We start from the raw sequence: 23,822 nt of genomic DNA, 5'->3' as shown, positions 1-23,822 counted from the left end.
CAAGGAACTACCGCCCGTAACCCAAAAAATCCCATAAATCTTAATTCATAAATCAGCCATCGTAAATTATCATTTCTCCCTTATCTTTGCCGCCTAAAATTATTAATCCTTTGGCTACTAAATTCTCAAAAGAAACCTACCTGTATTGGTACGAACTGATGCTTTTATTGCGCCGTTTTGAGGAAAAAACCGGGCAATTGTATGGAATGCAGAAAATACGCGGCTTTTGCCATTTATACATTGGGCAGGAAGCGGTTGCTGCAGGTTGTATGACAGCAACAAATCCGGAAGATAAATTCATTACCGCATATCGTGATCACGCTTTGGCAATTGCAAAAGGCGTTACTCCTAAAAGTTGTATGGCTGAACTGTACGGTAAAGCTACCGGTTGCAGCAAAGGAAAGGGAGGAAGCATGCACTTTTTTGGTGTAGAACAAGGCTTTTTTGGCGGACATGGTATTGTGGGTGGACAAATAGGACCCGGTGCAGGGTTGGCTTTTGCCGAAAGATACAAAGGAACGAATAATGTAGTGCTTTGCTTCTTTGGCGATGGCGCTGCCCGTCAGGGTATGTTGCATGAAGCCTTTAATATGGCAATGTTGTGGAAACTACCGGTGGTGTTTATTTGCGAAAATAATAATTACGCTATGGGAACTTCGGTTGCCCGTACCAGCAATGTGCTGGATATTTACAAGTTTGGAGATGCATACGAAATGCCTAGCGATAGTGTAGATGGTATGAGTCCTGAAGAAGTTCACAACGCTGTATTACGTGCAGTAAACAGAGCAAGAGAAAAGAACGGACCTACTTTATTAGAGATAAAGACGTATCGCTATAAAGGACATAGTATGAGTGATCCTTCTAAATATCGTACTAAAGAAGAATTGGAAGAATACAAGCAGAGAGATCCTATTGATCATGTTCTGAAAATTTTAAAAGATGATTTTAAAATTGCTGATGCAGATATTGATGCAATCGAAGAAAGAGTGAAAGCACAGGTGGAAGAATCGGTTCAATTTGCAGAAGAAAGCCCTTGGCCAAGTGATGATGAATTATTGAAAGATGTGTACGTGCAGGCTGATTATCCTTTTATTGTTGACTAACTAAACTAAACGAAAAATAAATGTCAGAGCAAAAAACTGTGATCAATACAGGTAATGAAGAAGTAGATGCAGCGTTGGGTAAAGCCAAAGATTTTTGGGATCGTTTCAGCAAGATCATCATTTATGTAAGCTGTGCCATCATTTTAGTAGTAGGCGGATGGTGGGTTTACAAAAATTATGTAGTGCTTCCTAAGCAGGATAGCGCTAACGACGCTTTATTCCAGGCAGAAAGCCTGTTTGATAAAATGACCCAGCAAGGATTTAATAAAGACTCCATCAATATTGTTTTAAATGGTGGTACAGGTGTAACATCAGGCGTTGTGAAAATTATAAATAATTACGGAAGCACTCCTGCTGGCAATCGTGCAAAACTCATTGCAGGTGCTTGTTATCTTCATTTAAAAGAGTACGATAAAGCTATTAAGTACTTAAATGATTTTTCTACTACCGATGCAGACCAGGTGCAAGCCACTGTATATTCTTTGTTGGGCGATGCTTATTCTGAACAAAACAAATCAGATGATGCATTGAGCTTTTATAAAAAGGCAGCTTCGGTAAACGAAAAAGATGACTTTATTAGCGGAGAAGCGCTGTACAAAGCCGGTCGTTATGCGGAAAGCATCGGTAAAAAAGATGATGCCATCGAAACGTATAAAAAATTAAGAGACAATTATCCTAAAAGCGCTCATGCTGCTGAAATGGATAAATACTTAGCACGCTTAGGTGTATTGAATTAAGCTATGGCAACAATAGAATCATCTAACTTATATAATATCACAGGCATCCAACTACCAAAGGATGCCTGTGTAGTAATTGTGCGTACCGAATGGAATGCAGCTATCATCGATAAATTGGATGAAGGTTGCAGAAAAGTTTTGGACCAACATAAGATTTCTTTTACCGTACTAACGGTGCCGGGTGCCTTTGAAATTCCCTTTGCGGTAAAAACCTATTGGGATATACATAAAGGCAAGCAAGACGAGCCTGCTGCTTTTATTACCTTGGGTTGTGTATTGCGTGGCGATACACCGCATTTCGATTATGTTTGTCAGTCTGTAACAAGTGGTGTGTCTCAATTAAATTTATTATTGCCGGTTCCAACTATTTTTGGAATATTAACAGTAGATAACCAGCAACAGGCAGATGAAAGAACAGGAGGCAAGCATGGGCATAAAGGAGAAGAAGCTGCAATAACCGCTATTAAGATGATCGCCTTGACAAATGCTATTTGATTTTTTGATACAGGCACTTGTTCTTTATTCAACATAGTTGTGTCACTCACTTGCAGGGCATATCTTTATTAAGCTTTATTGAAGCGTAATTTGTGAGACATGTATCCAACGATGAAGTAAAAATTAGTGTAATTAGTTCTAAGTGTAATCATAAATGAAGGTTCAACTATTCATACCATGTTTTGTCGATCAGCTTTATCCGCAAACAGCGTTTAATATGGTGAAGGTATTGGAGAAAGCTACTTGCGAGGTTTCTTACAATACCAATCAGACCTGTTGCGGGCAACCGGCGTTCAATGCCGGCTTTTGGGACGAAGCAAGAGATGTGGCTACTAAATTTATTAAAGATTTTGAAGGCGTTGATTATATTATTGCGCCAAGTGCCAGTTGTGTAGGCTTTGTACGTAATTACTATTCTAAGCTATTCGAAAACTCTTCTTTGCATAACCAGGTTAAAGACCTAAGCAAACGCATATACGAGTTCACGGAATTTTTAACAGACGTATTAAAGATCGAAAATTTCGGCGCTGTGTTTAATGCAAAAGCTACTTACCACGACAGCTGTGCTGCATTACGTGAATGTAAAATAAAAGAAGCTCCCCGGAAATTATTAAATCATGTAAAAGGATTGCAGTTAACCGAGATGAACGATGTAGAAACCTGCTGCGGTTTCGGTGGAACATTTGCCGTTAAGTTTGAATCGATCTCTATCGGCATGGCAGATCAAAAAACAAGCAATGCGCTGGAGACAAAAGCAGAATATATTATCTCTACAGACTTAAGTTGCTTAATGCATATCGACGGGTATATTAAAGGCAAACACCTGCCGTTAAAAACAATGCATATTGCAGATGTATTGGCAAGTGGCTGGGAATAAGCATCGTTCAATTATTTTATCAGCTCTATTTTTCTTTTCCCGTTTTCATAAGTGGAGATATAAAAATCGGCTTCCATATCCGGGTAGCGTTTTACCAATTCATATTTAATTCCTTTAAACACTCTTGGTTGCGAATAAGAGGGTATTTCCATTTCCTCGAATGCCCAAAACTTTACTAAGATCAAATGAGAATTGGAATCACAAAGCGCTTTATTCGTTTTACTTTTTTCAAAATAATGTTCCAGTGCAGTAGCGCTCCCAGTTTTGTGTACGCATATCAGCATATTGGGTATCCTTGAGCTAAATAAGCTGGACGATAAAAAATAATCCCAATATCCCCAAAAGCTTAGTATGGGCAATATTCCCCAGCAAAGCAACAACAGCTTGTTCCAGCGATACGTGAGGCTTTTAAAGGAGATAGGGTATATATCTTTTTTTATAAACAGGATATATAAATAGCAGATCATAGCAACATTCCACGGCCATACAACTTTATCATAATTCAATCCTATCGGCCCAAACAAATAAATAATAACAATGTGCATGGCAATTAAAAGCGATGCAGCTATTTTTCGCGTGCGATTAAAAAATAAACAGATACCAAACGTTATTTCCAAAATGCCCATGGCATATCCTGCATGAGCTACCGGCCAGTTATATAAAATGGCATGAGGCTGATGAAGAAGCTGGAATAGAACCATTTGCTGCCACACAACCTGTAAAAAAACCGGGTTGATCTTTCCCAAGCCGCTGAAGAAATAAGTAGAAATAAAAATAAAGGTAATGCCGGTTGTAATCTTTAGATCATCTTTAAAATTTATAATAAAAACCAGCAACATAAAAATGTATTGATATTCCCAGGGTTGCCATCGATTTTGGTCTAACAGGCACGAAGCTGTTTCTGTAATAACTAAAGCAACTATTAATTTTTTATTGGCGGGAAAAAAGAAAACCAGTGTTAATAATGCAAAAGAAGAAACAAAAAGCGCCCAATGAAAAGGAGACGGCAATGATAAAAAATGAAACGGAGGCACCACAGGGAATAATCGATCTGACAGCCATAAACGCCAACAAATAATTTTTGCTATCAGCCAAAACAAGCAGGTAGATCTAATTACTAAACTGTTTTTGGTTGAGATGGTTATCGGCATAAAAAATTAATCATTCAAATATAACCAGCCTTATACTATTTAAGAGATAATCGATATGAATTATTATTGAAGATAAGCGGCTGCATACATGAACCACACAGCTGCCAGAATAATTGCAACAGATAAAGGTTTTACAATTTTAGTGTAATAAAAGGGTTTGTTGCTTAAAAATCTGCCTATGGTAAAATACAGAACTATTAAAAAAGCCAGCTCAGCAACGGATACTCCTGCATTTAATGAAAAGATAGCCATTGCCTTTTTTTGCCAGGCAAGTTGCTGCTCATGTATCTGGCTACCAAAAGCAAAGCTGTGCAATAGAGCCACAATAATTAATATGGGATAACGTGCAGGCTTTATTTTCTTTGATTCAATATTCTGTACCGCTATAAAAGCAGAAGCAAAAGCTAATATGGGCGATAGTAAGATGGTCATCGAAAAGATATCCATGTTGAACAGCAGAAAACTCAGCGCTACCAGGTCTGCTGCAAAAAAGATGAACCATTGTAATAAAAATTGTCGGGGTTCAGTGCTTACCAAAAATAAACTCAGAAATAAAACGAGGTGACTATAATTACCGAAAATAACATGCCTGAATCCTTCTGAAAAATAAAAAGAAGCTTTTGGATTCTGCGGTAAAGTTTGGGGCAATACAAAATGTGCCGTTACAGGCAGGGCTAATAACAGTGGGATGAGTAGTAAAAAAGTGTATTTTAAGCGTACAGTCGTTTTCATCAAGCATTTAGCTGCTTTATAAACGGAAATAAGAGTTCAATGGTTGCTTTTATTTCCAGTCTAAAAATTTTTCTTGCTGAATATTTATCAAACAAGGATTTTTTTCGTTCAATGTTCTTCCATTCAGCACTTCCGTATATTTCGATAAATAAGCTTCTGCCATTTTTCGGGAGTTAAAATGTTCCAACGCATACAAATGGCAATTTTTTGGGGAAAATTGGTCAACGTTTTCAACGGCTTGTCTAAGCTCTTCCGAATTATTGGATAAAAACCCAACGTCCTTGGTGATTAGCTCAGGTAAAGAGCCATAGGGAGTACCGAACACTGGGCAGCCAAAATACAAGCTTTCAGTGATCGCAATTCCAAATGGTTCATTCCATCTTACGGGAAAGATAAGGCCTTTTGAGCCTAGTAGTAAATTATTTTTTACTTCGCCGCCAACTTTTCCGTAAAACTTAATTCGTGGGCTGATGGTAAAGCGAAACCCCATTCTGAAATTCAATCGTGTGCCACCTAATACGCTTAATTTTTCTTTTTGTGTATGGGTGATAACTGAGATAGCGCCTTTTACATTCTTTAAACGCCAGGCGGCTTCTCCTAAAAAATGAAAATAAGTTCTTTTATGCTCCAATGCAGGGGAACCGTAATCATCCCAATTCATCCCGTTATAAACAAAGGAGTCGGAACCAAACCTGTTGGCATGGTTTCTTGAAACAAAGACGGTGTTCTTATCCAATAGTCGCTGATCATTCAAGTTGCCATGAAGGTTACAGATATAAGGTTTTTTCAACGGTTCTTTTGGAATGTAAGACAAGTGAACAACATCAATATCATCCGGTATTTGTTCTTCGATCGGTAGTGATGGATCAATGAATCGAATGTTCGCAAAATCGCATTGCGATCCTTCTTTCACAAGGTAGGTCACACGATGTCCCATCTTTACCAACTCCTGTCCAAGATACCATACCACTCTTTCGGTACCACCATAAGTTTTTACGGGAATAACGCCTAAATGTACAAGCAGGATGTTCATATTGTGACAAAGATAATTAAGAGGATAGAAGAATATTAATTCATGTAGTTGCAAAAATCAGTATAGTTAAATTCTATACTTTTGGTTAAATAAATTTATTGTAAATGGCATATTGGTTAGCAAAATCAGAACCTTCTGTTTATAGCTGGGATAATTTGGTAAAAGATAAGAATACTGTTTGGGACGGCGTACGAAATTATGCAGCCCGTAATAATTTAAAAGCAATGAAGAAAGGCGATGAAGTGTTCTTTTATCATAGTAATGAAGGGATGGAGATCGTTGGTATAGCAAAGGTTTCCAAAGAATTTTATAAAGACCCTACCTCAGATGATGATGCCTGGGTGGTAGTAGAATTAAAACCGTTTAAAAAATTAAAAAAGAGCGTACCCTTAGAGGTTATCAAAAAAGATAAGCGGTTGGCAAATATGGCGTTGGTGCGTCTCGGACGTTTATCGGTACAGCCGGTTACTGAGGAAGAATGTAAAATAATAATGGAATTGGCAGGAGAATAGATTTTGATTTTGGATACAAGAAATACAATTTACGATTTCATACGACTTCAATTACTCAATGACTTCAAGATCGCACTTCGTAAGTGATATGCCCAAAAAACAGATTGTAATATTAACAGGTGCCGGCATTAGCGCAGAAAGCGGGTTACAAACTTTCCGTGATGCGGATGGTTTATGGATGGGTTATGATGTGTATGAAGTAGCATCTCCCCGGGGATGGAAAAAAGACCCACAGCTGGTATTGGATTTTTACAACATGCGACGTAAGGATGTAGCGGCTGCAAAGCCGAATGCGGCTCACTTAGGCTTAGCAGCATTGGAAAAAGATTTTGATATTACCATCGTAACACAAAACATAGATGACCTGCATGAGCGCGCCGGTTCCACCAATGTATTGCACCTGCATGGAGAAATATTTAAAATGCGGAGCATTGTTGATGAAGAAACTATTTATGAAATTAGAGGTGATATCAATATAGGAGATATGGCTAAAGATGGGCATCAATTGCGCTCACATATTGTTTGGTTTGAAGAGCCGGTACCGATGATCGAAAAGGCAGTAAAGCTAATGCGTAATTGTGATGTGTTTGTAGTGATAGGAACTTCGTTACAGGTGTATCCTGCTGCTTCTTTATTGCATTATGCACCTTCGTACTTACCTAAGTATATCATCGACAAAAAAATACCTTCTGTTGAAAGTTCACCTAATTTACATTTTATAGAAAAGCCTGCTACGGAAGGAGTGAAGAAGTTGCAGGAGTTATTAAGTAAGCTGTAGCTTTTTATAATTTTAAATGGTCTGCTGCCAAGTTATTGTCACGAACCTGAATATGGTTGATCGTCTTCTTTTCTGTATCATAATCAAAAGTTATAATGATATCGCCAACCTTGTAGTTGTCAACAAGGAAATCTTTTTCTAAGAACTTGATATAACCTTCTTTGGTTAGACTAGGATTTCCTGCTTTTTTTATAATAGCAATTCTATTATCTGTAAAGTTTACATCAAATGGTAAGTCAATGATTAATGTCGATGATTTAGGGTGAAGTACGAAGTGGGTAAATACAGGGTTACCATTTTCAAAAACAACCCCTTCGTCAACTTCATATACAGCACTATTGTTTGTAAACCCAAATTCAATTCCGATTTGTTGAGAGATTATATAATCGTGTTCCAGGATATTATAATCTGTAAGATCAGAACATAGATTCGCGAGAAAAGATTGTAAATCTTTGTCAGAAAGTGAAGAGCCGAAATGTTTTACAAGATCTTGATATGATATCATACTATTTATTCAATAATACACGTTTAATCTCTGCATAGTTTTTTGACTTCAGCATATTTTAAAACTAATAAAAAAGCTTTATAAAGGGCAGTTCTTTCAAATGCCGTTCTTGTTACATAATTTGATCTGGTAACAGTATTATCTGAAATGTTTTTTTTAATTCCAACAACTGTAAGGTTGCTGGGATCTAAGACTACATTGTCATTATGATATTTCAAATTCCAGTAATCAGCCAGGTCAATTGCATCCGATAAGTCATTCCAATCCTTTACAGGTAGCAGTTTGTTGGAGTTTTGAATGATCTTAAGTTTAGTAGCTTTATTATTATCAACTTCTTCAGGACTATAAACAAATGTATTCAGTTTAATAGAATCTTTAAAGCGGCTTATTGTAAAGATGTAATAATTGTTACAGAATGTTTCCGAATATCTAAATTGATATCCTTCTTCTATATTCATGTTTTTAAGTACAGGAATATGGGCTTTCCAGAAAGAGTCCAATACGGTGTTAGACATTTCCAGGTTCTTCATATTTTTAACTGCATATTTCAAATAAGTAGTGTCATCCAAACAATAAGCTTTCAGCATTTTATAATTATGCTCATTGGAGTCTAGTCCATAAAACTCACCTTCACTTTTAAATATCCTGGAAGTATATTCAATATATTGTTTGAGAATAGTGTCTTTGTTGCTCTGTTTAGACGTTGATGCAGTCTTTGTTTTACAAGCAAAGAATAAAAAAAGAAATACAATGCCTAAAAAATGTCTCAGGTGCATTTTGATTTTTTATTGTATCTTTTGAAAGATCGTTAATAAACCTTGCCGCACACCTTCAAAATAATTACTTTCTTTAAAATACGGAATAATAACATTGTCAATGATCTTTTTTGTTTCACTGTTTGAAAGCTTTTTCTCAATGCCATAGCCGTTACTTATACGAATGCTTCTTAATTTTACACTAATTCCGATAAGAATTCCGTTGTTTTTAGTTTTTTCGCCTACTCTCCAGTAATTATGGATAGCTATGATTAAGCTGTCGAATTTTTCCTTTGTGCTCCAGTTGCTGTCAATAGTTACGATGGCAACTTCATTACTTGTTTCGCTATTAAAAATTGAAAGTAGATAATCGAGGGTGTCTATTTGGGCAGCAGTGAATATGTGCTCATAATCATTTGTCCAGCCAATAGGTTTTTCCGGAATCCTGTTAAGAATAATTCCTTTCTTTTCGGGTTCTTGTTTTTGCCCATAAGAAATAGTTGCTATTCCAAAAAATAAAAATGATATGATCAGGAAACGGTTCATTTTAGTATGGATGTCCTTACGAAGATAGCGTATAACGTTAATTGATGTCCGATATGTTATCAATCTTCCCAATTTAAATACGTGTTAATTTTATATCGCTTTTGACAATCAGTTTGATCTTTCTTTAAAATTTTTTGCACTTTAAATTTTGGCTTATTTTTTTTATACCATGTATTGACTAATTGTTTGTATCGTGTTTTATTGGCATTGTCAAAAAAATAATCAAAGAAGACCCAGCAACCATTTTCAAGAGAAACATCAAATTGAATATGTGTAATGACGAATGCCGGGAAATCGCCAATTTCCTGTAATGCAAAATAAGATACTTCACCAACATTTAATTTTGTTGCCTTGCATTTGTGTGAAATATTGGTCGAAGTTGTGTCATTCAGTTTGTCTATTAAGAAAGGAATGGCTTTTGAGCCTTTAGCAATAATTCTCCAATATAGATCTGCTTTGCAATCTAATGTGCCGGCTTTTAAATATTGTAAACTGTCAACCATGGCTTTGATGACTGCATTTTGTCCAAATGAAAATGTAAGGCAATGAATAAAGACCGCTGTTGCAATTAGTTTTTTCATTAAAGTTTTGGTTAAGATGCAACTGTCAGGCGAAATGCATAAGCCGAACGCTGTTTTTCCCAATATTAAAATTTGCCTAATAGCCTTAAAGAAATTATTATAGCAGCAGATAGCCCGGCAAGTATAAATGCAAAAAGCCGGATAAAATATCCGGCTTTTTAAAAAACTTAAAAAAAAACTTATAAAGTGCTCAACACATTATTCATGTTTCTTACAGCATCAGCGCTTTTGTTGAAAGCAGCTTGTTCATCGGCAGTTAATTTATAGTCGATGATCTTTTCCCAACCATTTTTGCCAATGATAACAGGAACCCCTAAGCAAATATCTTTTTGTCCGTATTCGCCATCCAGGCTAACGCAACAAGTGTATAGTTTTTTCTGATCTCTTACAATGGTTTCAACCAGTGCAGCACCTGCAGCACCCGGAGCATACCATGCAGAAGTTCCGATCAAGCCTGTTAAAGTAGCACCGCCTACCATTGTATCAGCAGCAACTTTTTTCAATACCTCTTCGCTTAAGTAGTTGCTAACAGGAGAACCCTGGTAAGTAGCCAATCTTGTTAAAGGGATCATTGTTGTATCTCCATGACCACCGATCACAAAACCTTGCAGATCGTTAGGAGAGCAGCCAATAGCCTGGCTTAAATAATATTTAAAACGGCTGCTGTCTAATGTGCCGCCCATTCCGATGATCCTGTTCTTAGAGATACCGGTAGATTTCAATGCTAAATAAGTCATTGTATCCATCGGGTTACTGATGATAATGAAAATGGCATTAGGAGAATATTTCAAAATATTTTCAGCCACGCCTTTTACAATACCTGCGTTGATGCCGATCAATTCTTCTCTTGTCATGCCCGGTTTGCGTGGCATACCAGAGGTAATCACTACTACATCGCTTCCCGCGGTTTTAGTATAATCGTTGGTGCTGCCAATGATCTTTGTATCGAAGCCTAATAAGGTAGCAGACTGCATCATGTCGATAGATTTACCTTCAGCAAATCCTTCGCGGATGTCTAATAAAACCAATTCTTCGCAGAGTGCTGCACGAGCAATATTATCGGCACAAGTAGCGCCCACTGCTCCGGCACCTACAACAGTAACTTTCATAATGAATTAACTTTTTATGAGTGGAGTAATTTATTTGCGCCGCAAAGGTAATGATGTACGCCGAATGATGATTACCAATTTGGTAATTTATGACCGGCAACGATTCCGAGGGGCTTATGGCAGGGCTGCGATCACCTTTTGTACGGGGATAGAGCCTTCGAAGATCTGCACAAACTGCCCGTGTTTATCGTACACGGCAATGGTAGGGAAATTGCGTACGTTATAAAAAGTTCCCAACGCCCAAACATTGTCTTTACCAATGGTTATATTGGGGTAATCGGCTAAATGAAATTTTTGGTAGAAATTTTTAATATGTACATAATCCAAAGGTGATGCCATAACGATCTGAACATTTTTAAACGCATCAAAATGAGCTAAGATGCTGTCAGTCTCTCTCTGGCAATGTTCACAATCCGGGCTAAACATGATCATGATTACATCTTTATTCTTCTTTATGTCTGCTTTTGAAAATTCAGTACTGTCAGGAACCTTGGTAAGTTTAAATACCGGTATTTCTGGAAAGCGTTTATAAGTTGGTAAGGAATCTGTATTCACAGCTGTTTGTGCAAATGATGAAACGCTGATAAATAAAACGCTGACTATTGAAAGAATCTTTTTCATTAAAAAATTTTGATAAAGCTATTATAAAAATGGGAAAATAAGATGTTAAGGAGATTTTCAATGCAAATATCAAATTTCATTTTTAATGGACCGTCTTCGACAAGCTCAGACTGACAGCTTTTAGATGTGGATGGCATGTTGAATGTCAGACTGAGCTTGTCGAAGTGTTGTCGAAACGTTACATCCATATCTAAAGCGGGGATGATTACTTTTATAAACAAACGAATTTTAAAACTTATTCATCAACCCTTTGCCTTCCGTAATTAAACTGAATAAACTTTTGTTAATATAACCATCCCAGGCATTGGTACACTGCTTTGCACAATCCAAGGCAGCTAAACCAACATGCGTAAAGCTTACTTTAGTTTGATCGTTTTCAGTAGAGATTTCCCAAACTATTTCTGTACCATTCCATTCTTTCAAATCTGTATTCCAGGGAAGATTGCAATCAACAACGAACCATACTATTTTTTTGTAGGGAATAAATTCTGTGATCTTAAAGGTTTTCCATGTGGTACCGAAGTGTACAGTAAATTCCTCGTTTAATTGTTGAGTGTTGCCATCCATATCTTTAACCCACCAATCGCTAACACGGCAGATACTATTGAATGCTTTTTCTGCAGATTTATTTACGGTGATGTTGCATGTGAAGTCTTTTTGTTCTATTATGTTTTTCATGATCATTTGTTTTCGCAGATTATTTAAACCATTCGAGTTGTCCTTTGCCTGTAGTGATTAAGCTTTGTAAACTTTGTTGAACAAATCCTGTCCATGCCCAATCACAAGCTTTATAACAATCATCAGCCGGCGTTAATCCAATTTGAGTGAACACCAACTGTGCTTTATCACCTTGTTTTGAAATGTCAAATGTTATTTTATTACCAACCCATTCATTTTGGTCTTTCGCATTTTTAAAATAGTTTTCCTCTATCAGCCAAACTACTTTTTTGTCGGGGATCATTTCAATGACTTTCATTTTGCTGCGATGATTATCTCCGAACTGATATTTCCATTCGGCGTTGAGTTGATCAGTTATGCCTTCAATTCCTTCACTCCACCATGCACGGGGATTATTAACGGCTTTATAAACTTCTGCCGGTGATTGATCCACTACAATTGTTGTTGAGAAGTTTTGATTATCCATTTTAGTATCTTTTTAATTTAATTAATGTGATTTTCTTTAACCTATTCTTCTAAAAGCCTGTTCCTGATTTCTTCTGCTTTCGACATTTCTTTTGATGATGTTCCAAACGTGATGAAATGAAACAGCCATTCTTTAATGATCATCGTCCAACCTTTTTCACACATGGCATAACATTCTTTTTCAGGAACTAGTCCTTCATGTGTAAAATGAAGTATGGTCTTTTTGTTTTCTGTAGTAATGTCAAAGATCATTTTTGTATTCGTCCATTCTTCTTTATTATTTTCCAGCCAATACAATTTACTTTCAGTAACCAACCATACAATTTTTCTATCAGGAATAACTTCAATCAATCGTTGTTCCGAATAATGTTGGTCAGGATGATAAATAATAAATTCATCATCCAATTCTTTACTACTCCCTTTAAAATCTTCACTGTTCCACCATTGTTGAACTTCTTTAATGGCATTGAAAACTTCTGTTTCAGACTTTTCAATTGCTATTGATATTGTAAGACTTTTACTTTCCATCTTTATCTTTTGCTTTGTTATTTAATAAATCTTCCAGCTTTTTTAATTTGCCTATCCAGAATTTATCGAAGTAGCTGATGAAGTTCTGGAGCTCGTTAAAGCCATCCTGCCGTAACGTGCAATAACGTTCCCTGCCAATATCTTTAATAGAAATAAAGCCGGCGTTGTACATGATCTTAATATGTTTTGAAACAGCTGGACGACTCATGTCAAAGTTTTCTGCCAATGCATTTATTGTCATGCTGTCTTTTGAAAGCATCATCATCATTTGTCTTCGGCTGGGGTCGGCAATAACCTGGAAAGCGTCGAGGGTTTGTGCGTTCATGGTGTAACAGCCGTTAATAGTTGAATGAAATTGTTGCCCAATGCAGTCCATCCTTTATTATGGCTGATAAAGTCGCCTAATAATGTAAAGCCATCATGAACTATTAATAATTCTGTTCCGTCAGCAATAGGAGTAAGTGTCCATACTACTTTTGAATCCATACGCTTATCGTCTTCTACCGAGGCAAAGCGCCAGGAATAGGAGAGTTTGCTGTATGGTTTAACTTCCAGCACTTCACAATAAACTTCGTGGTGGCAATGGAAAGTAAATTTGTGTCCTACCACAGGTTCAAAATCGTTTTTCATCATCCATTGCTCCAACAGATCACGATTGGTTAAGTATTGCCAAACTTCTTCCGGTGATTGATTAAAATACCAGGTGTGCTTAATTTCTTTTTGCATAATATGTAACTTTTAAGTTACACGAAAGTAAACGTAACTTTTGAGTTACGCAAATTTTTTAGAGATTTTTTTTGAGAAGAGTAAAATCTAGTGCCTGGAATTTTTCAAAATAAACGCCGGTAAACTTATACTTTATTCTTTTTTTCGTCACTTCATTATTGCCAAGTATCAAAGGGATACTGATGATCTTATTTGCATTATCGTATTTAATATAAAAATCAGGAATTTCCTTGTTTTGATTAACAGGAGAGGAACCATCAACTTCATATCGTAATTGGCTTTGTAGTCCTGTTTTTGTTTTGATCAATTTTGCATTATCATTTAATTTGCTGCCATCAATAGAAAATATTTGTATGATATGGTCGGATAAAGCAGAACTGAGTATAAATATGCCAAAGGTTACATAAAAGTGTTTATTGTTGGAAGTCACCTGGTGCATTTCATAATAGCTGCAATCTGTAATATCAGTGTCATAATTGACAAAGGGTTTTGAAAATACTTTTCCGTTTGCCTTGTATTGAAATACATTTCTAAAAAGATGCATGGTGCCGCCTGTCCATGTATCCCAGGAGTAGATCCTGAAATTTCCATCTGCTGATGTTGAAATGTTTAGCCCGCTATCTTTTAAGGATTTAAATTGGTAATATAATGTCTGAGGGTACGTAGCTGTTTCAGTTAAGAGTAACTTCTCAAATTCATTGTTTATTTTTTCTAATGAATCATAAAAATCTATACCGTAATAATGAATTTTAGAGAAAACTTTACTAAGTTTTTTTTCAATGCTATCAGTGCTTTGTGCAAATGTGAATTGTACAATAAAAAACGAAAGCATTAAAAATAATCCTCGCCTCATTGTTCTTCATTTATAAACTTGCTTATCATTGATGCCGTTGCCGAGTACATAACAGAATCCGGTGGAAACATTATTTCACCGATATATTCACCATGTGCTGCAGGAAGAATAGCCAGTCGTGAAGTAGTAAGCAAGCGATGCATTTCAGCAGCATGTTCAGGGGTAACTACATCTTTATCGCCAATAATAATAAAAGCAGGCGCTTTAATGGATTTTATTTGTTCATCAGTTATATCAGGGAATGATTGCATTCTTGCTACATCTCTTTCATACATGCGATGCAATGCATTGGTATCCGGGTTGATTTTCAGAAATTCATCTTTATATATTTGTGGCATGCCTTCAAAGCTGGGCTTGCTCATCATATCCCAAAACCAGGCAGGTGCGCCGGACCTTTTATAAAAGGTAGAAGCAACTACTATTTTATCTGTCATTTCCGGATGTCGGATAGCAAATTGCAACGTAGTGCTTGCACCATTACTGAAACCCAAAATGCTTGCTTTGGGAATATTCAATTGCTTTAACAGCGCTGCAATATCATCTGCGTCCTGTTCAAAGCTTAAAGGTCTGCCTATGTCGGCAGTATGACCATGTGCCTGCATTTCAACAGCAATTACTTTATTGGTTTTGGCAAGGATCGGTAATATTCTTCCAAAGGTTGTTTGAATGGTGGAACCGCCACCGTGAATTAAAACAAGCGGTGAGCCTGTGCCGTGGATTTCGTAATATAGTTTTAGCCCGTTTACGTTGGCGTAGCCGGAGATAGAGTCCGTTATAGTTGTAGGCATTGTTTTGTTATGTAGGTTGTTGCAACTCGTAATTGTAAAGACTGCTGCAATTATAAAAATTATCTGTTTCATCTAGACTAAATAATAAAATTGGAGTTCGGAAAATTAATTTTATTATTCCGAACTCCAATGCTAAAATTAAAGACGCTAATTTTAATTTATTAATTCGTTCTGCTATTCAGCCAACTTAAAATATCACCCATAACCACTTCTTTATCTAAATCACTTAATAAATCGTGGTAATGTCCTTCATAAAATTTCAATGTTTTATCTGTTGAAGAAGCATTGTCATAAAAATACTGGCTTCCGCTTGGCTTGGTAGCTTTATCTAAAGTGCCATGTAAGATGAGTAACGGCAATTTAATAGTCGGCATTTCCTCTTTTAATTTTTCATCTGCAATGGCTAATTGTTGCATTGTTTTAGTAGGTTGTACTTCGTGAGCAATGAGCGGATCATTATTCATAAAGTCAACAACTTCTTTGTTACGGGAGAAATCTTCGTTTTTCAATTTCACTACATGTGCATGTGGAAATACATGGCTAAGACCTTTCAATGCTGCAATAGCAAAATCGGGTGCCGGCACCTGGAAGGCGAAGCTTTCACAAATAAAACCACTTAATTTTTGCTGATACTTTAATGAGTAAACAGAGGATAGTACGCCACCGGCACTATGCCCTAATAAAAATATCTTTAAACCGGGATGTGCAGCTTGCGCAATATTTATTAGCTTATCGAGGTCTTCTACAAATTCGTTGTAGTCGGCTATGTAATAACGTTCTCCGTCCGAGTTTCCTCTGCCGGGAAAATCAATTGCATAAACTTCAAAATCCTGGTCGGTTAATTGTTCGGCTGTCCATTGGTAATACCCGCTGTGAGAGTTGAACCCATGTGCGATAATAACAAGCGCTTTGGGTGTGTCGGCAGGTTTCCAGTTTCTATAAAAAATATTCATTCCGTTTGCGGCAACGAAAGTGCCTGTTTGAAGTTGAAGAGTTGTTGCTTCCATAAAATTTGTATTTGATGTTTGAAAATGATGTAAAAAATTGTTTTCTTTTTATCCAGTTGCAGACAATCGAGAGAATTTATTGGGAGTTTCTAAAGCTATGCAATTTGTTATTATCAAGCAAGCTTTTTTGTATTATGTATTTGATATTTTATGTAGATGAATTTTAAATGGATTGGTTTGATAGCTCAGACTTATAATTTGTAAATCTTGTCTGTTGCTTTTTTTTGCGGAAAAAAAAGCAACCAAAAAAGCCGCTGACAAACAATGACAGCCCGTTTGTCGGTTAGTTCCTGATTAAGCGTTTGTACTACTGTAAACTGTACTTCAGTAGTGCTATTCTTAATCTCGAAGGAGAATCTATTAAACAATCGTCTTTGCTTTACTTAGACTGTCAACATTTTGGCTGTGATATAGACTTTGTGTCTTTTTATTTTACATTTACTTAAATATTTTTAAATGGAACATCCTTACAAAGAATATGAAAATTCATTACTATGGGCTACAATAAATAGTGCGCTGAATGAATTAAAAAATAATAACGATATAAGTATTAATACTTCTCCCGAATACATAATAGGATATTTGTGTAAGAAAATAACCGAAGGCTAACTTTTACTATAACAAATCACTGCGTGAGGGATTGAAGCGAAAAGCCCGCTGAAGATTTGTGCGTTGGCTCGTGGCGGACTTGCAGCGTAAAGCCCGACCCCTTGCTTAGCTTGGGGATACGCCAATGCGTTCTTCAATTATAATTTCCATAGTATCATTTCTCTTGTTACTTTTGCACTCCTTAATACTAAAATAAAAAATATGGCAACAACGGCAGATATGCGTTCCGGATTAATCATCAAAGTAGATGGCAATCTATATTCTGTAGTGGAGTTTGGGCAGAATAAAACAGCCCGTGCGGCGGCAAAGGTTTGGGCTAAGTTAAAAGGTGTAGATAACAGCCGTACTATTGAAGTTACCTGGAATAGTGGTGAAGTCATCTTTCCGGTGAGGGTTGAAAAAAAGCCTTTTCAATATTTATATAAAGATGATACAGGGTATAATTTCATGGACAATGAAACTTTTGAGCAAATTGCTGTTCAGGAAAATTTGATAGATGCGCCGCAGTTTTTAAAAGACGGACAGGAAGTATCAGTATTAATCAATGGTGAAACCGAACAGCCAATGGGAGTGGAGCTGCCTGATAAGATCGTTTTACTGGTTACGTATAGCGAACCGGGCGTAAAAGGTGATACGGCAACCCGTACATTAAAACCTGCTACTGTTGAAACAGGTGCTACCGTAAACGTTCCTTTGTTTGTAAACGAAGGAGAATTGATCCGCGTAAACACAAAAACAGGTGATTACGTAGAAAGAGTAAAAGAATAATCAACAAGATTTTATAGCGATACTGAAAGCTAATTTTTCAAAAATCAGCTTTTTTGTTTTTGGGCTTTTTTGATGGTTTTTCAGCCATTTTTGAACGATTTTGAACCGTTTTTCACAAAAATTGTGAATTTTTTTATTTCTCATTATTTGGTTTATTGGTAAATCATTCCCTATCTTAGCCGTTCCGTTTTTCTAAAAAAGACCATTTAACGAACTAAACATGGATTTAAAAAAGATTCAGGAGCTTATTAAGCTCATTAATAAAAGTAATATTGGCGAGATAACGATTGAGGAAGAAGGAACCAAAATAACCCTGAAGCAGAAGAAGGACTACGTTCCAAGCCACCAGGTTTATAACATTCCTTCGGGACAACAACCAATAGCACCTCCTCCGCCACCAGCACCAACTCAAGCAGCCGCTCCGGCTCCAAAAGCAGAAACTCCAAAAGCAGATAACCTGATCACTATTAAAAGCCCGATGATAGGAACCTTCTATCGCCAGGCGGGTCCGGGTAAACCTGTTTTTATCAATATCGGCGATGAAGTGGAAGAAGGCTCGGTAGTTTGCATCATCGAAGCAATGAAGCTTTTCAACGAAATTGAAAGTGAAGTAAAAGGTAAAATAGTAAAGGTGTTGGTAGAAGATGCCAGCCCGGTTGAGTACGACCAGCCTTTGTTCCTTGTAGATCCATCTTAATTAAAAATTAATAATTAGTAATTAATAATGGGTTGCATTGTTGCCGCTCACTTTTTAATTACAGTTCTATAATTTTTAATTATTAATTTTTAATTATTAATTGAAATCTCGTGTTTAAAAAAATATTGATTGCCAACCGTGGAGAGATTGCCTTGCGTGTAATAAGAACCTGCAGAGAAATGGGCATTAAAACGGTGGCTATTTATTCAACTGCTGATAAAGACAGCCTGCATGTGCGTTTTGCGGATGAAGCAGTTTGTATCGGCAAGCCAGCCAGTTCAGAATCTTATTTGAATATTCCTCACATTATGGCGGCGGCAGAAATTACCAATGCCGATGCTATTCACCCTGGTTATGGGTTTTTAGCAGAGAATTCAAAGTTTGCACAAATATGTTTGGATCATGGAATCAAGTTCATTGGACCAACTCCTGAAATGATCAACTCCATGGGAGACAAGGTGACTGCTAAAGAAACCATGATAAAAGCAGGCGTTCCTGTTGTGCCGGGTGTGGAAGGCTTATTGCAAAGTGTAGAACATGCAAAAGCATCTGCAAACGAAATTGGTTATCCGGTAATATTGAAAGCTACTGCCGGCGGTGGTGGTAAAGGTATGCGGGTGGTTTGGAGTGAGGCAGAAATTGAAAAGTCTTACGATAATGCCAAGGCAGAAGCTGCAGCATCGTTTAAGAATGATGGCATTTACATGGAAAAGTTTGTGGAAGAGCCACGCCATATAGAGATACAGGTTGCCGGCGACCAGTTTGGTAATGTTTGTCATTTAAGTGAGCGTGATTGTTCTATTCAGCGTCGTCACCAGAAATTGGTAGAAGAATCACCTTCGCCATTCATGACTCCTGAGTTGCGGGAAAAAATGGGACAAGCGGCTATTAAGGCTGCTGCTGCTATCAACTATGAAAGTGTAGGTACCATTGAGTTCCTGGTAGATAAGCACCGCAATTTCTATTTCATGGAAATGAATACACGTATACAAGTAGAACATTGCGTAACGGAAGAAGTTATCAATTACGATTTAATTAAAGAACAAATAAAGATTGCAGCAGGTCATAAAATAAGCGGTAACAATTATTATCCTGAAATGCATGCGATCGAGTGTCGTATCAACGCTGAGGATCCTTACAATGATTTTCGTCCGAGTCCTGGTAAAATAACGGTGTTGCACCAACCCGGTGGACATGGTGTTCGTATAGACAGTCATGTGTATGCAGGTTATGTAATTCCTCCTTATTATGATAGTATGATCGCTAAGATCATTGCTGTTGCCCGTACTCGAGAAGAGGCGATTGATACTATGAGTCGTGCGTTAAGTGAGTATGTAATTGAAGGAATTAAAACTACCATTCCATTTCATCAGCAATTAATGCGCAACGAAGATTTCCGCAAAGGAAACTTTACTACTAAATTTTTGGAAACGTTTAAGATGCAATAAACATCTTTTAATGATAAGATAAATGCCTGTTACTTTTATGTAACAGGCATTTGTTTTTTGTTCAACATCGTTGTGTCACTCTCTTGTACGGCATATCATTATTGAACGAGTTTCTTACTTCAATACCTTTTCAATAATCCCGGCTAAACTTATAGACCATATTGCATATTCTTTTCCCGAAAAATGCAATCCATCACTTGCAAATAAGCTTGGGTTGTTAAGTGCCTGGCGACTAATGCCTGTTATATCAAGATAGTTCACGTGATACGCATCAGACACATGCTTATTGATCAAATTGAAAGAATCAATTTGTGCAGATATATAAGTAGTAATTCCGGAGCCTTGCCCAAATGGAGAAACTGCATAATCAGGAATTGATAATACAACAACATGCGAGGGTTTATCACCTGCATATGCAATAGATCTTTGTAATAATGTCGTAAACTCTGTTTCGTATTCTGCTTTTGTTCTTCCCTGGTATTGATTGTTAACACCGATCAATAATGTTACAATATCATAAGGAGTTGTTGCAGGTTTGTTGCTGATCGCATTTAAGAGATTCGCTGTTGTCCAACCGGTAACAGCAATGATTTCAGGAGGAGCAAAATGGTAAACGTTGTTATTTAAGATCGTTACGGTTTGATTAGGATAGTTTTGAGCAGCAGGAATAGACTGACCAATGGTATAGGAATCGCCTAAGGCTAAATAAGTTTTTGTAGAAGTATCAGGAGGATTATTGGGGATAGTATCAACAGGAATAGTAACGGTAGTGTCAATAGGAGGAGTTGTAATAGTAGTGTCTATAGGAATAACCGGCATTTGATAAATAGAAGGTTTTGAGCAGGAACTTGTACCCTGCAATAGAACCAGTAAAAATTCAAACAATATAATTGTTTTCATAATTTACATACGTATTTCAAAATTCATTTGGTTTTAAAAACCAGAATCTTTGTTACAACTTTAAATAAGAAAAGATGCGCTTCTTAAATTTACGATATAAACTGTTGGTTATTCTCTTTTTTTGGGGAGTAAGATCAATTGCACAAAAAGATACCTGCGAGTTTATTTTAGTAGATACTTCTGTATCTGCGAAAGCAAATACTTATTATTTAGCTTCTAACATAAACGGTTGGAATCCTGCGGATACATCCTTTCGATTTAAAAAAGATGAAGCTGGATCCAATTATTTAATAGCAAGTTTTGACAAGGACACTCATCTTGAATTTAAATTCACCAAAGGTGGTTGGAATACCGTTGAGTGTAATGCAAAAGGCGAAGATGTATCCAATCATTCTTTAAGAGCAGATAAAGCAAAGTTTACAGTGTATTATATTGGCGCATGGAAAGATCAATTTCCTGTAAAAGGAAAACAACACACTGCATCATTGAATGTTCACATCTTTGATACTGCTTTTTTTATTCCGCAATTGAACAGAACAAGAAGAATATGGATCTATTTGCCGGCAGATTATGGAACGAGTAATAAGCATTATCCGGTCTTATATATGCATGACGGACAAAACCTGTTTGATGCGTATACATCCGGTTATGGAGAATGGGGTATTGATGAAACGTTGGATTCATTAATTAACAAGGGTATTGCACCTTGTATTGTTGTAGGTATTGATTGCGGACCTCAACGATTGAATGAATACAATCCTTACAGCAATGAACGCTTTGGCAAAGGGGAAGGCGATCAATACATTGATTTTTTAATAGCAACTTTAAAACCTTATATCGATCAGCATTATCATACACTTTCCTCCAAACAAAATACCATCATTGCAGGTAGTTCAATGGGCGGTTTAATTTCTTACTATGCTATATTGAAACATCCCGATGTATTTGGTAAAGCCGGCGTATTTTCCCCTTCATTCTGGATCGCACCTGAGATACAAACAGCTACTGAGTCATTAAAAAATAATCTTACAGGAAAAATATTCTTTTATGCCGGAGGTAAGGAAGGTAGCGAACCAATGGAGATGATCAATGATATGCGATCAATTGAAACCAAGCTTTCGGGAACAAAAGTAAAAACTACCGAGAGGATCGATCCCAATGCGCAGCATAATGAAAAAGCCTGGAGACAATGGTTTCCGGAGTTCTACAAGTGGATTATGAGTAATTAATAATTGATAATTAAAAATTAATGATTCTATGAGATTGATTACTTCAATATAAAATATCGAGGTCTGTAACTCATAATAAAATCGTGCATCGTAATCTAAAATCGTAAATAAGAATCTCTCTATCTTTGCGCCCTAAAACAACGGCAGCGAATGGCACTCATAAAAAGCATCTCCGGTATACGTGGCACTATTGGTGGAAAGTCCGGCGATAATCTTACTCCTATAGATGTTGTAAAATTTACAGCAGCATTTGGTTCTTTATTGCTTCAGCAAGATCCCAATAATAAAAAAATAGTCATCGGTCGCGATGGACGCATAAGCGGTGCGATGGTAAAGCAATTAGTGATAAATACCCTAACTGCTTTGGGGTTAGATGTACTCGATTTAGATTACAGTACTACACCAACCGTTGAAATGGCAGTAGTATTTGAAAAAGCAGCAGGCGGCATCATATTAACAGCCAGCCATAACCCAAAAGAATGGAATGCACTAAAGCTATTAAATAGCAAAGGAGAATTTATTAATGGAGAAGAAGGGAAAAAAGTATTAGAGATAGCAGAAAAAGAAGAATTCAATTTTGTTTCAGTAGATAAATTAGGGGCTGTACAGACAGATAATACTTCTTTGCAAAAACATATAGATGCTATCCTGGCTTATGATCTGACAGATGTTGCAGCGATCAAAAAAGCAAATTTTAAAGTAGTAGTAGATGCAGTGAATAGTACCGGTGCTATTGCTGTTCCTGCTATATTAAAAGCATTAGGTATAAAAGATATTATTGTATTGAATGAAGAGGTAACCGGCAAGTTTGCACACAATCCTGAACCATTACCCGAACATCTTACCCAATTAAGTGCAGAAGTAGTGAAGCAAAAAGCGGACTTAGGTATTGCTGTAGATCCTGATGTGGACAGACTTTGCTTTGTTTGTGAGGATGGCAGCATGTTCGGCGAAGAATATACCTTGGTTGCTGTTGCTGATTATGTATTAAGCAAAAGAAAAGGCAATACCGTTTCCAATATGTCCTCTACAAGAGCATTGAAAGATGTTACCGTAAAACATGGTGGAGAATATTTTGCAAGCGCAGTTGGTGAAGTGAATGTAGTGAACAAAATGAAAGAAGTAAATGCCGTGATAGGTGGTGAGGGTAACGGTGGAATCATTGTTCCGGATCTGCATTATGGACGTGATGCTTTAATTGGTATTGCATTGTTCTTAAGTCATTTGGCACAAAGCAAAAAAACGATCAAACAGCTGCGTAATACGTATCCTGATTATTTTATGAGTAAGAATAAGATCGAGCTTAATAAAGGATTTGATGTAAATAAAATATTCGGGCAGATACAAACCAAATACAAGAACAATCCATTTAGTACAGTAGATGGATTAAAGATAGATTTTGAAAATGACTGGGTGCATCTCCGCACCAGTAATACAGAGCCCATCATTCGCATTTATGCAGAAAGCAGCTTTGAAACTACCGCCGATAATATTGCCAAGCGCATTATGCAGGATATCAGAGAAGCCATGTGATCCTGGTTAATTTTGATAATGATTGTAATCAATTTATAGCATAAAGGATTTTGCATAA

At 36.8% G+C, this 23,822-nt stretch carries 30 protein-coding genes; 12 read left to right on the top strand and 18 right to left on the bottom strand.

From position 1 onward, the window contains the following. The first annotated feature begins 110 nt into the window (after positions 1-110). From pdhA to K9M53_RS09890, 4 genes are all read left to right on the top strand, one after another. Positions 111-1,103, top strand: a complete 993-nt coding sequence (gene pdhA / locus K9M53_RS09905) for a pyruvate dehydrogenase (acetyl-transferring) E1 component subunit alpha (RefSeq protein WP_224014345.1) — start codon at positions 111-113, stop codon at positions 1,101-1,103. A 20-nt stretch (positions 1,104-1,123) separates the two neighbouring features. Next, positions 1,124-1,840, top strand: a complete 717-nt coding sequence (locus K9M53_RS09900; protein WP_224014343.1) for a tetratricopeptide repeat protein — start codon at positions 1,124-1,126, stop codon at positions 1,838-1,840. Between the two features lie 3 nt (positions 1,841-1,843). Further along, positions 1,844-2,335 carry a 6,7-dimethyl-8-ribityllumazine synthase gene (gene ribH, locus K9M53_RS09895; RefSeq protein WP_224014341.1) on the top strand — a complete coding sequence of 164 codons (492 nt, stop codon included), beginning with the start codon at positions 1,844-1,846 and terminating at the stop codon, positions 2,333-2,335. Between the two features lie 154 nt (positions 2,336-2,489). Beyond that, positions 2,490-3,212 (top strand): (Fe-S)-binding protein, encoded by a 723-nt coding sequence (locus tag K9M53_RS09890; RefSeq protein ID WP_224014339.1) that lies wholly within the window; start codon positions 2,490-2,492, stop codon positions 3,210-3,212. 11 nt (positions 3,213-3,223) lie between these two features. Here the strand turns inward: K9M53_RS09890 and K9M53_RS09885 are convergent, their stop codons facing one another. The 3 genes from K9M53_RS09885 to K9M53_RS09875 form a co-directional block, all read right to left on the bottom strand. Then, a complete protein-coding gene (locus K9M53_RS09885) occupies positions 3,224-4,363 on the bottom strand; it encodes a hypothetical protein (protein ID WP_224014337.1) in 1,140 nt (379 codons plus the stop codon). A 63-nt stretch (positions 4,364-4,426) separates the two neighbouring features. Then, entirely contained in the window at positions 4,427-5,095 is a 669-nt protein-coding gene (locus K9M53_RS09880) for a HupE/UreJ family protein (RefSeq protein WP_224014335.1), read from the bottom strand. Positions 5,096-5,144: 49 nt separating this feature from the next. Then, a complete protein-coding gene (locus tag K9M53_RS09875) occupies positions 5,145-6,128 on the bottom strand; it encodes a glycosyltransferase (protein WP_224014333.1) in 984 nt (327 codons plus the stop codon). Positions 6,129-6,232: 104 nt separating this feature from the next. Here K9M53_RS09875 and K9M53_RS09870 point away from each other — a divergent pair, with 104 nt between their 5' ends. Both K9M53_RS09870 and K9M53_RS09865 read left to right on the top strand, forming a co-directional pair. Further along, positions 6,233-6,640 carry an EVE domain-containing protein gene (locus K9M53_RS09870; RefSeq protein ID WP_224014331.1) on the top strand — a complete coding sequence of 136 codons (408 nt, stop codon included), beginning with the start codon at positions 6,233-6,235 and terminating at the stop codon, positions 6,638-6,640. Between the two features lie 88 nt (positions 6,641-6,728). After that, entirely contained in the window at positions 6,729-7,418 is a 690-nt protein-coding gene (locus tag K9M53_RS09865; RefSeq protein ID WP_224014329.1) for an SIR2 family NAD-dependent protein deacylase, read from the top strand. 4 nt (positions 7,419-7,422) lie between these two features. Here K9M53_RS09865 and K9M53_RS09860 read toward each other — a convergent pair whose 3' ends face one another. The 14 genes from K9M53_RS09860 to K9M53_RS09795 all read right to left on the bottom strand — a co-directional run bounded on the left by K9M53_RS09860 (position 7,423) and on the right by K9M53_RS09795 (position 16,580). Next, the gene (locus K9M53_RS09860; RefSeq protein ID WP_224014326.1) at positions 7,423-7,923 is read right to left on the bottom strand and encodes a hypothetical protein; all 501 of its coding nucleotides are present in this window, start codon (positions 7,921-7,923) and stop codon (positions 7,423-7,425) included. Between the two features lie 23 nt (positions 7,924-7,946). Then, a complete protein-coding gene (locus K9M53_RS09855) occupies positions 7,947-8,699 on the bottom strand; it encodes a hypothetical protein (protein WP_224014324.1) in 753 nt (250 codons plus the stop codon). A gap of 9 nt (positions 8,700-8,708) precedes the next feature. Further along, the gene (locus tag K9M53_RS09850; protein WP_224014322.1) at positions 8,709-9,224 is read right to left on the bottom strand and encodes a TPM domain-containing protein; all 516 of its coding nucleotides are present in this window, start codon (positions 9,222-9,224) and stop codon (positions 8,709-8,711) included. Between the two features lie 59 nt (positions 9,225-9,283). Continuing rightward, a complete protein-coding gene (locus tag K9M53_RS09845) occupies positions 9,284-9,805 on the bottom strand; it encodes a hypothetical protein (protein WP_224014320.1) in 522 nt (173 codons plus the stop codon). Between the two features lie 179 nt (positions 9,806-9,984). After that, complete coding sequence (locus K9M53_RS09840; RefSeq protein WP_224014318.1) at positions 9,985-10,914, bottom strand: malate dehydrogenase; 930 nt, start codon at positions 10,912-10,914, stop codon at positions 9,985-9,987. A gap of 114 nt (positions 10,915-11,028) precedes the next feature. Next, a complete protein-coding gene (locus K9M53_RS09835) occupies positions 11,029-11,535 on the bottom strand; it encodes a TlpA family protein disulfide reductase (RefSeq protein WP_224014315.1) in 507 nt (168 codons plus the stop codon). Between the two features lie 228 nt (positions 11,536-11,763). Further along, positions 11,764-12,213, bottom strand: a complete 450-nt coding sequence (locus tag K9M53_RS09830) for an SRPBCC family protein (protein ID WP_224014313.1) — start codon at positions 12,211-12,213, stop codon at positions 11,764-11,766. A 19-nt stretch (positions 12,214-12,232) separates the two neighbouring features. Then, a complete protein-coding gene (locus K9M53_RS09825) occupies positions 12,233-12,679 on the bottom strand; it encodes an SRPBCC family protein (protein ID WP_224014311.1) in 447 nt (148 codons plus the stop codon). Between the two features lie 41 nt (positions 12,680-12,720). After that, entirely contained in the window at positions 12,721-13,206 is a 486-nt protein-coding gene (locus K9M53_RS09820; RefSeq protein WP_224014308.1) for an SRPBCC family protein, read from the bottom strand. Further along, a complete protein-coding gene (locus tag K9M53_RS09815) occupies positions 13,196-13,531 on the bottom strand; it encodes an ArsR/SmtB family transcription factor (RefSeq protein ID WP_224014306.1) in 336 nt (111 codons plus the stop codon). The genes K9M53_RS09820 and K9M53_RS09815 overlap by 11 nt, the downstream gene beginning before the upstream one ends. Next, positions 13,528-13,932 (bottom strand): SRPBCC family protein, encoded by a 405-nt coding sequence (locus K9M53_RS09810; RefSeq protein ID WP_224014304.1) that lies wholly within the window; start codon positions 13,930-13,932, stop codon positions 13,528-13,530. The genes K9M53_RS09815 and K9M53_RS09810 overlap by 4 nt, the downstream gene beginning before the upstream one ends. Before the next feature lie 58 nt (positions 13,933-13,990). Then, the gene (locus K9M53_RS09805) at positions 13,991-14,785 is read right to left on the bottom strand and encodes a hypothetical protein (protein WP_224014302.1); all 795 of its coding nucleotides are present in this window, start codon (positions 14,783-14,785) and stop codon (positions 13,991-13,993) included. Next, on the bottom strand, positions 14,782-15,573 hold the full coding sequence (locus K9M53_RS09800; RefSeq protein WP_224014300.1) for an alpha/beta fold hydrolase: 792 nt from the start codon (positions 15,571-15,573) through the stop codon (positions 14,782-14,784). The genes K9M53_RS09805 and K9M53_RS09800 overlap by 4 nt, the downstream gene beginning before the upstream one ends. Positions 15,574-15,734: 161 nt before the next feature. Then, the gene (locus K9M53_RS09795; RefSeq protein WP_224014298.1) at positions 15,735-16,580 is read right to left on the bottom strand and encodes an alpha/beta hydrolase; all 846 of its coding nucleotides are present in this window, start codon (positions 16,578-16,580) and stop codon (positions 15,735-15,737) included. 456 nt (positions 16,581-17,036) lie between these two features. Here K9M53_RS09795 and K9M53_RS09790 point away from each other — a divergent pair, with 456 nt between their 5' ends. The 4 genes from K9M53_RS09790 (at position 17,037) to accC (ending at position 20,102) form a co-directional block, all read left to right on the top strand. Further along, on the top strand, positions 17,037-17,189 hold the full coding sequence (locus tag K9M53_RS09790; RefSeq protein WP_224014296.1) for a hypothetical protein: 153 nt from the start codon (positions 17,037-17,039) through the stop codon (positions 17,187-17,189). Positions 17,190-17,390: 201 nt separating this feature from the next. Continuing rightward, on the top strand, positions 17,391-17,957 hold the full coding sequence (efp, locus tag K9M53_RS09785; RefSeq protein WP_224014294.1) for an elongation factor P: 567 nt from the start codon (positions 17,391-17,393) through the stop codon (positions 17,955-17,957). 220 nt (positions 17,958-18,177) lie between these two features. After that, positions 18,178-18,654, top strand: a complete 477-nt coding sequence (gene accB, locus K9M53_RS09780) for an acetyl-CoA carboxylase biotin carboxyl carrier protein (protein WP_224014292.1) — start codon at positions 18,178-18,180, stop codon at positions 18,652-18,654. A gap of 110 nt (positions 18,655-18,764) precedes the next feature. Beyond that, complete coding sequence (gene accC / locus K9M53_RS09775; RefSeq protein WP_224014291.1) at positions 18,765-20,102, top strand: acetyl-CoA carboxylase biotin carboxylase subunit; 1,338 nt, start codon at positions 18,765-18,767, stop codon at positions 20,100-20,102. 114 nt (positions 20,103-20,216) lie between these two features. Here accC and K9M53_RS09770 read toward each other — a convergent pair whose 3' ends face one another. Beyond that, the gene (locus K9M53_RS09770) at positions 20,217-21,002 is read right to left on the bottom strand and encodes an SGNH/GDSL hydrolase family protein (protein WP_224014289.1); all 786 of its coding nucleotides are present in this window, start codon (positions 21,000-21,002) and stop codon (positions 20,217-20,219) included. Positions 21,003-21,076: 74 nt separating this feature from the next. Between K9M53_RS09770 and K9M53_RS09765 the strand changes: the two genes are divergently transcribed. Continuing rightward, positions 21,077-22,231 carry an alpha/beta hydrolase gene (locus tag K9M53_RS09765; protein WP_224014287.1) on the top strand — a complete coding sequence of 385 codons (1,155 nt, stop codon included), beginning with the start codon at positions 21,077-21,079 and terminating at the stop codon, positions 22,229-22,231. Between the two features lie 150 nt (positions 22,232-22,381). Further along, on the top strand, positions 22,382-23,764 hold the full coding sequence (gene glmM, locus K9M53_RS09760; RefSeq protein ID WP_224014285.1) for a phosphoglucosamine mutase: 1,383 nt from the start codon (positions 22,382-22,384) through the stop codon (positions 23,762-23,764). The last annotated feature ends 58 nt before the right edge of the window (positions 23,765-23,822 follow it).

The sequence above is a fragment of the Ferruginibacter albus genome (assembly GCF_020042285.1).
Lineage (GTDB): Bacteria > Bacteroidota > Bacteroidia > Chitinophagales > Chitinophagaceae > Ferruginibacter > Ferruginibacter albus.
Note: the sequence above shows the minus strand (reverse complement) of the source record. Positions and strands in the feature narration are given on the sequence as shown.

Excerpts from the sequence above, each read along its gene's own strand:
- K9M53_RS09855 (WP_224014324.1), bottom strand. The coding sequence starts at position 8,699 with ATGCACCTGAGACATTTTTTAGGCATTGTATTTCTTTTTTTATTCTTT.
- K9M53_RS09815 (WP_224014306.1), bottom strand. The coding sequence starts at position 13,531 with ATGAACGCACAAACCCTCGACGCTTTCCAGGTTATTGCCGACCCCAGC.
- K9M53_RS09830 (WP_224014313.1), bottom strand. The coding sequence starts at position 12,213 with ATGAAAAACATAATAGAACAAAAAGACTTCACATGCAACATCACCGTA.
- K9M53_RS09860 (WP_224014326.1), bottom strand. The coding sequence starts at position 7,923 with ATGATATCATATCAAGATCTTGTAAAACATTTCGGCTCTTCACTTTCT.
- K9M53_RS09875 (WP_224014333.1), bottom strand. The coding sequence starts at position 6,128 with ATGAACATCCTGCTTGTACATTTAGGCGTTATTCCCGTAAAAACTTAT.
- K9M53_RS09840 (WP_224014318.1), bottom strand. The coding sequence starts at position 10,914 with ATGAAAGTTACTGTTGTAGGTGCCGGAGCAGTGGGCGCTACTTGTGCC.
- K9M53_RS09900 (WP_224014343.1), top strand. The coding sequence starts at position 1,124 with ATGTCAGAGCAAAAAACTGTGATCAATACAGGTAATGAAGAAGTAGAT.
- ribH (WP_224014341.1), top strand. The coding sequence starts at position 1,844 with ATGGCAACAATAGAATCATCTAACTTATATAATATCACAGGCATCCAA.
- K9M53_RS09765 (WP_224014287.1), top strand. The coding sequence starts at position 21,077 with ATGCGCTTCTTAAATTTACGATATAAACTGTTGGTTATTCTCTTTTTT.
- efp (WP_224014294.1), top strand. The coding sequence starts at position 17,391 with ATGGCAACAACGGCAGATATGCGTTCCGGATTAATCATCAAAGTAGAT.
- K9M53_RS09845 (WP_224014320.1), bottom strand. The coding sequence starts at position 9,805 with ATGAAAAAACTAATTGCAACAGCGGTCTTTATTCATTGCCTTACATTT.
- K9M53_RS09795 (WP_224014298.1), bottom strand. The coding sequence starts at position 16,580 with ATGGAAGCAACAACTCTTCAACTTCAAACAGGCACTTTCGTTGCCGCA.
- K9M53_RS09810 (WP_224014304.1), bottom strand. The coding sequence starts at position 13,932 with ATGCAAAAAGAAATTAAGCACACCTGGTATTTTAATCAATCACCGGAA.
- K9M53_RS09825 (WP_224014311.1), bottom strand. The coding sequence starts at position 12,679 with ATGGATAATCAAAACTTCTCAACAACAATTGTAGTGGATCAATCACCG.
- K9M53_RS09865 (WP_224014329.1), top strand. The coding sequence starts at position 6,729 with ATGCCCAAAAAACAGATTGTAATATTAACAGGTGCCGGCATTAGCGCA.
- K9M53_RS09835 (WP_224014315.1), bottom strand. The coding sequence starts at position 11,535 with ATGAAAAAGATTCTTTCAATAGTCAGCGTTTTATTTATCAGCGTTTCA.
- K9M53_RS09870 (WP_224014331.1), top strand. The coding sequence starts at position 6,233 with ATGGCATATTGGTTAGCAAAATCAGAACCTTCTGTTTATAGCTGGGAT.
- K9M53_RS09885 (WP_224014337.1), bottom strand. The coding sequence starts at position 4,363 with ATGCCGATAACCATCTCAACCAAAAACAGTTTAGTAATTAGATCTACC.
- glmM (WP_224014285.1), top strand. The coding sequence starts at position 22,382 with ATGGCACTCATAAAAAGCATCTCCGGTATACGTGGCACTATTGGTGGA.
- K9M53_RS09850 (WP_224014322.1), bottom strand. The coding sequence starts at position 9,224 with ATGAACCGTTTCCTGATCATATCATTTTTATTTTTTGGAATAGCAACT.
- K9M53_RS09820 (WP_224014308.1), bottom strand. The coding sequence starts at position 13,206 with ATGGAAAGTAAAAGTCTTACAATATCAATAGCAATTGAAAAGTCTGAA.
- K9M53_RS09890 (WP_224014339.1), top strand. The coding sequence starts at position 2,490 with ATGAAGGTTCAACTATTCATACCATGTTTTGTCGATCAGCTTTATCCG.
- K9M53_RS09790 (WP_224014296.1), top strand. The coding sequence starts at position 17,037 with ATGGAACATCCTTACAAAGAATATGAAAATTCATTACTATGGGCTACA.
- K9M53_RS09880 (WP_224014335.1), bottom strand. The coding sequence starts at position 5,095 with ATGAAAACGACTGTACGCTTAAAATACACTTTTTTACTACTCATCCCA.
- K9M53_RS09800 (WP_224014300.1), bottom strand. The coding sequence starts at position 15,573 with ATGCCTACAACTATAACGGACTCTATCTCCGGCTACGCCAACGTAAAC.
- accB (WP_224014292.1), top strand. The coding sequence starts at position 18,178 with ATGGATTTAAAAAAGATTCAGGAGCTTATTAAGCTCATTAATAAAAGT.
- K9M53_RS09805 (WP_224014302.1), bottom strand. The coding sequence starts at position 14,785 with ATGAGGCGAGGATTATTTTTAATGCTTTCGTTTTTTATTGTACAATTC.
- K9M53_RS09770 (WP_224014289.1), bottom strand. The coding sequence starts at position 21,002 with ATGAAAACAATTATATTGTTTGAATTTTTACTGGTTCTATTGCAGGGT.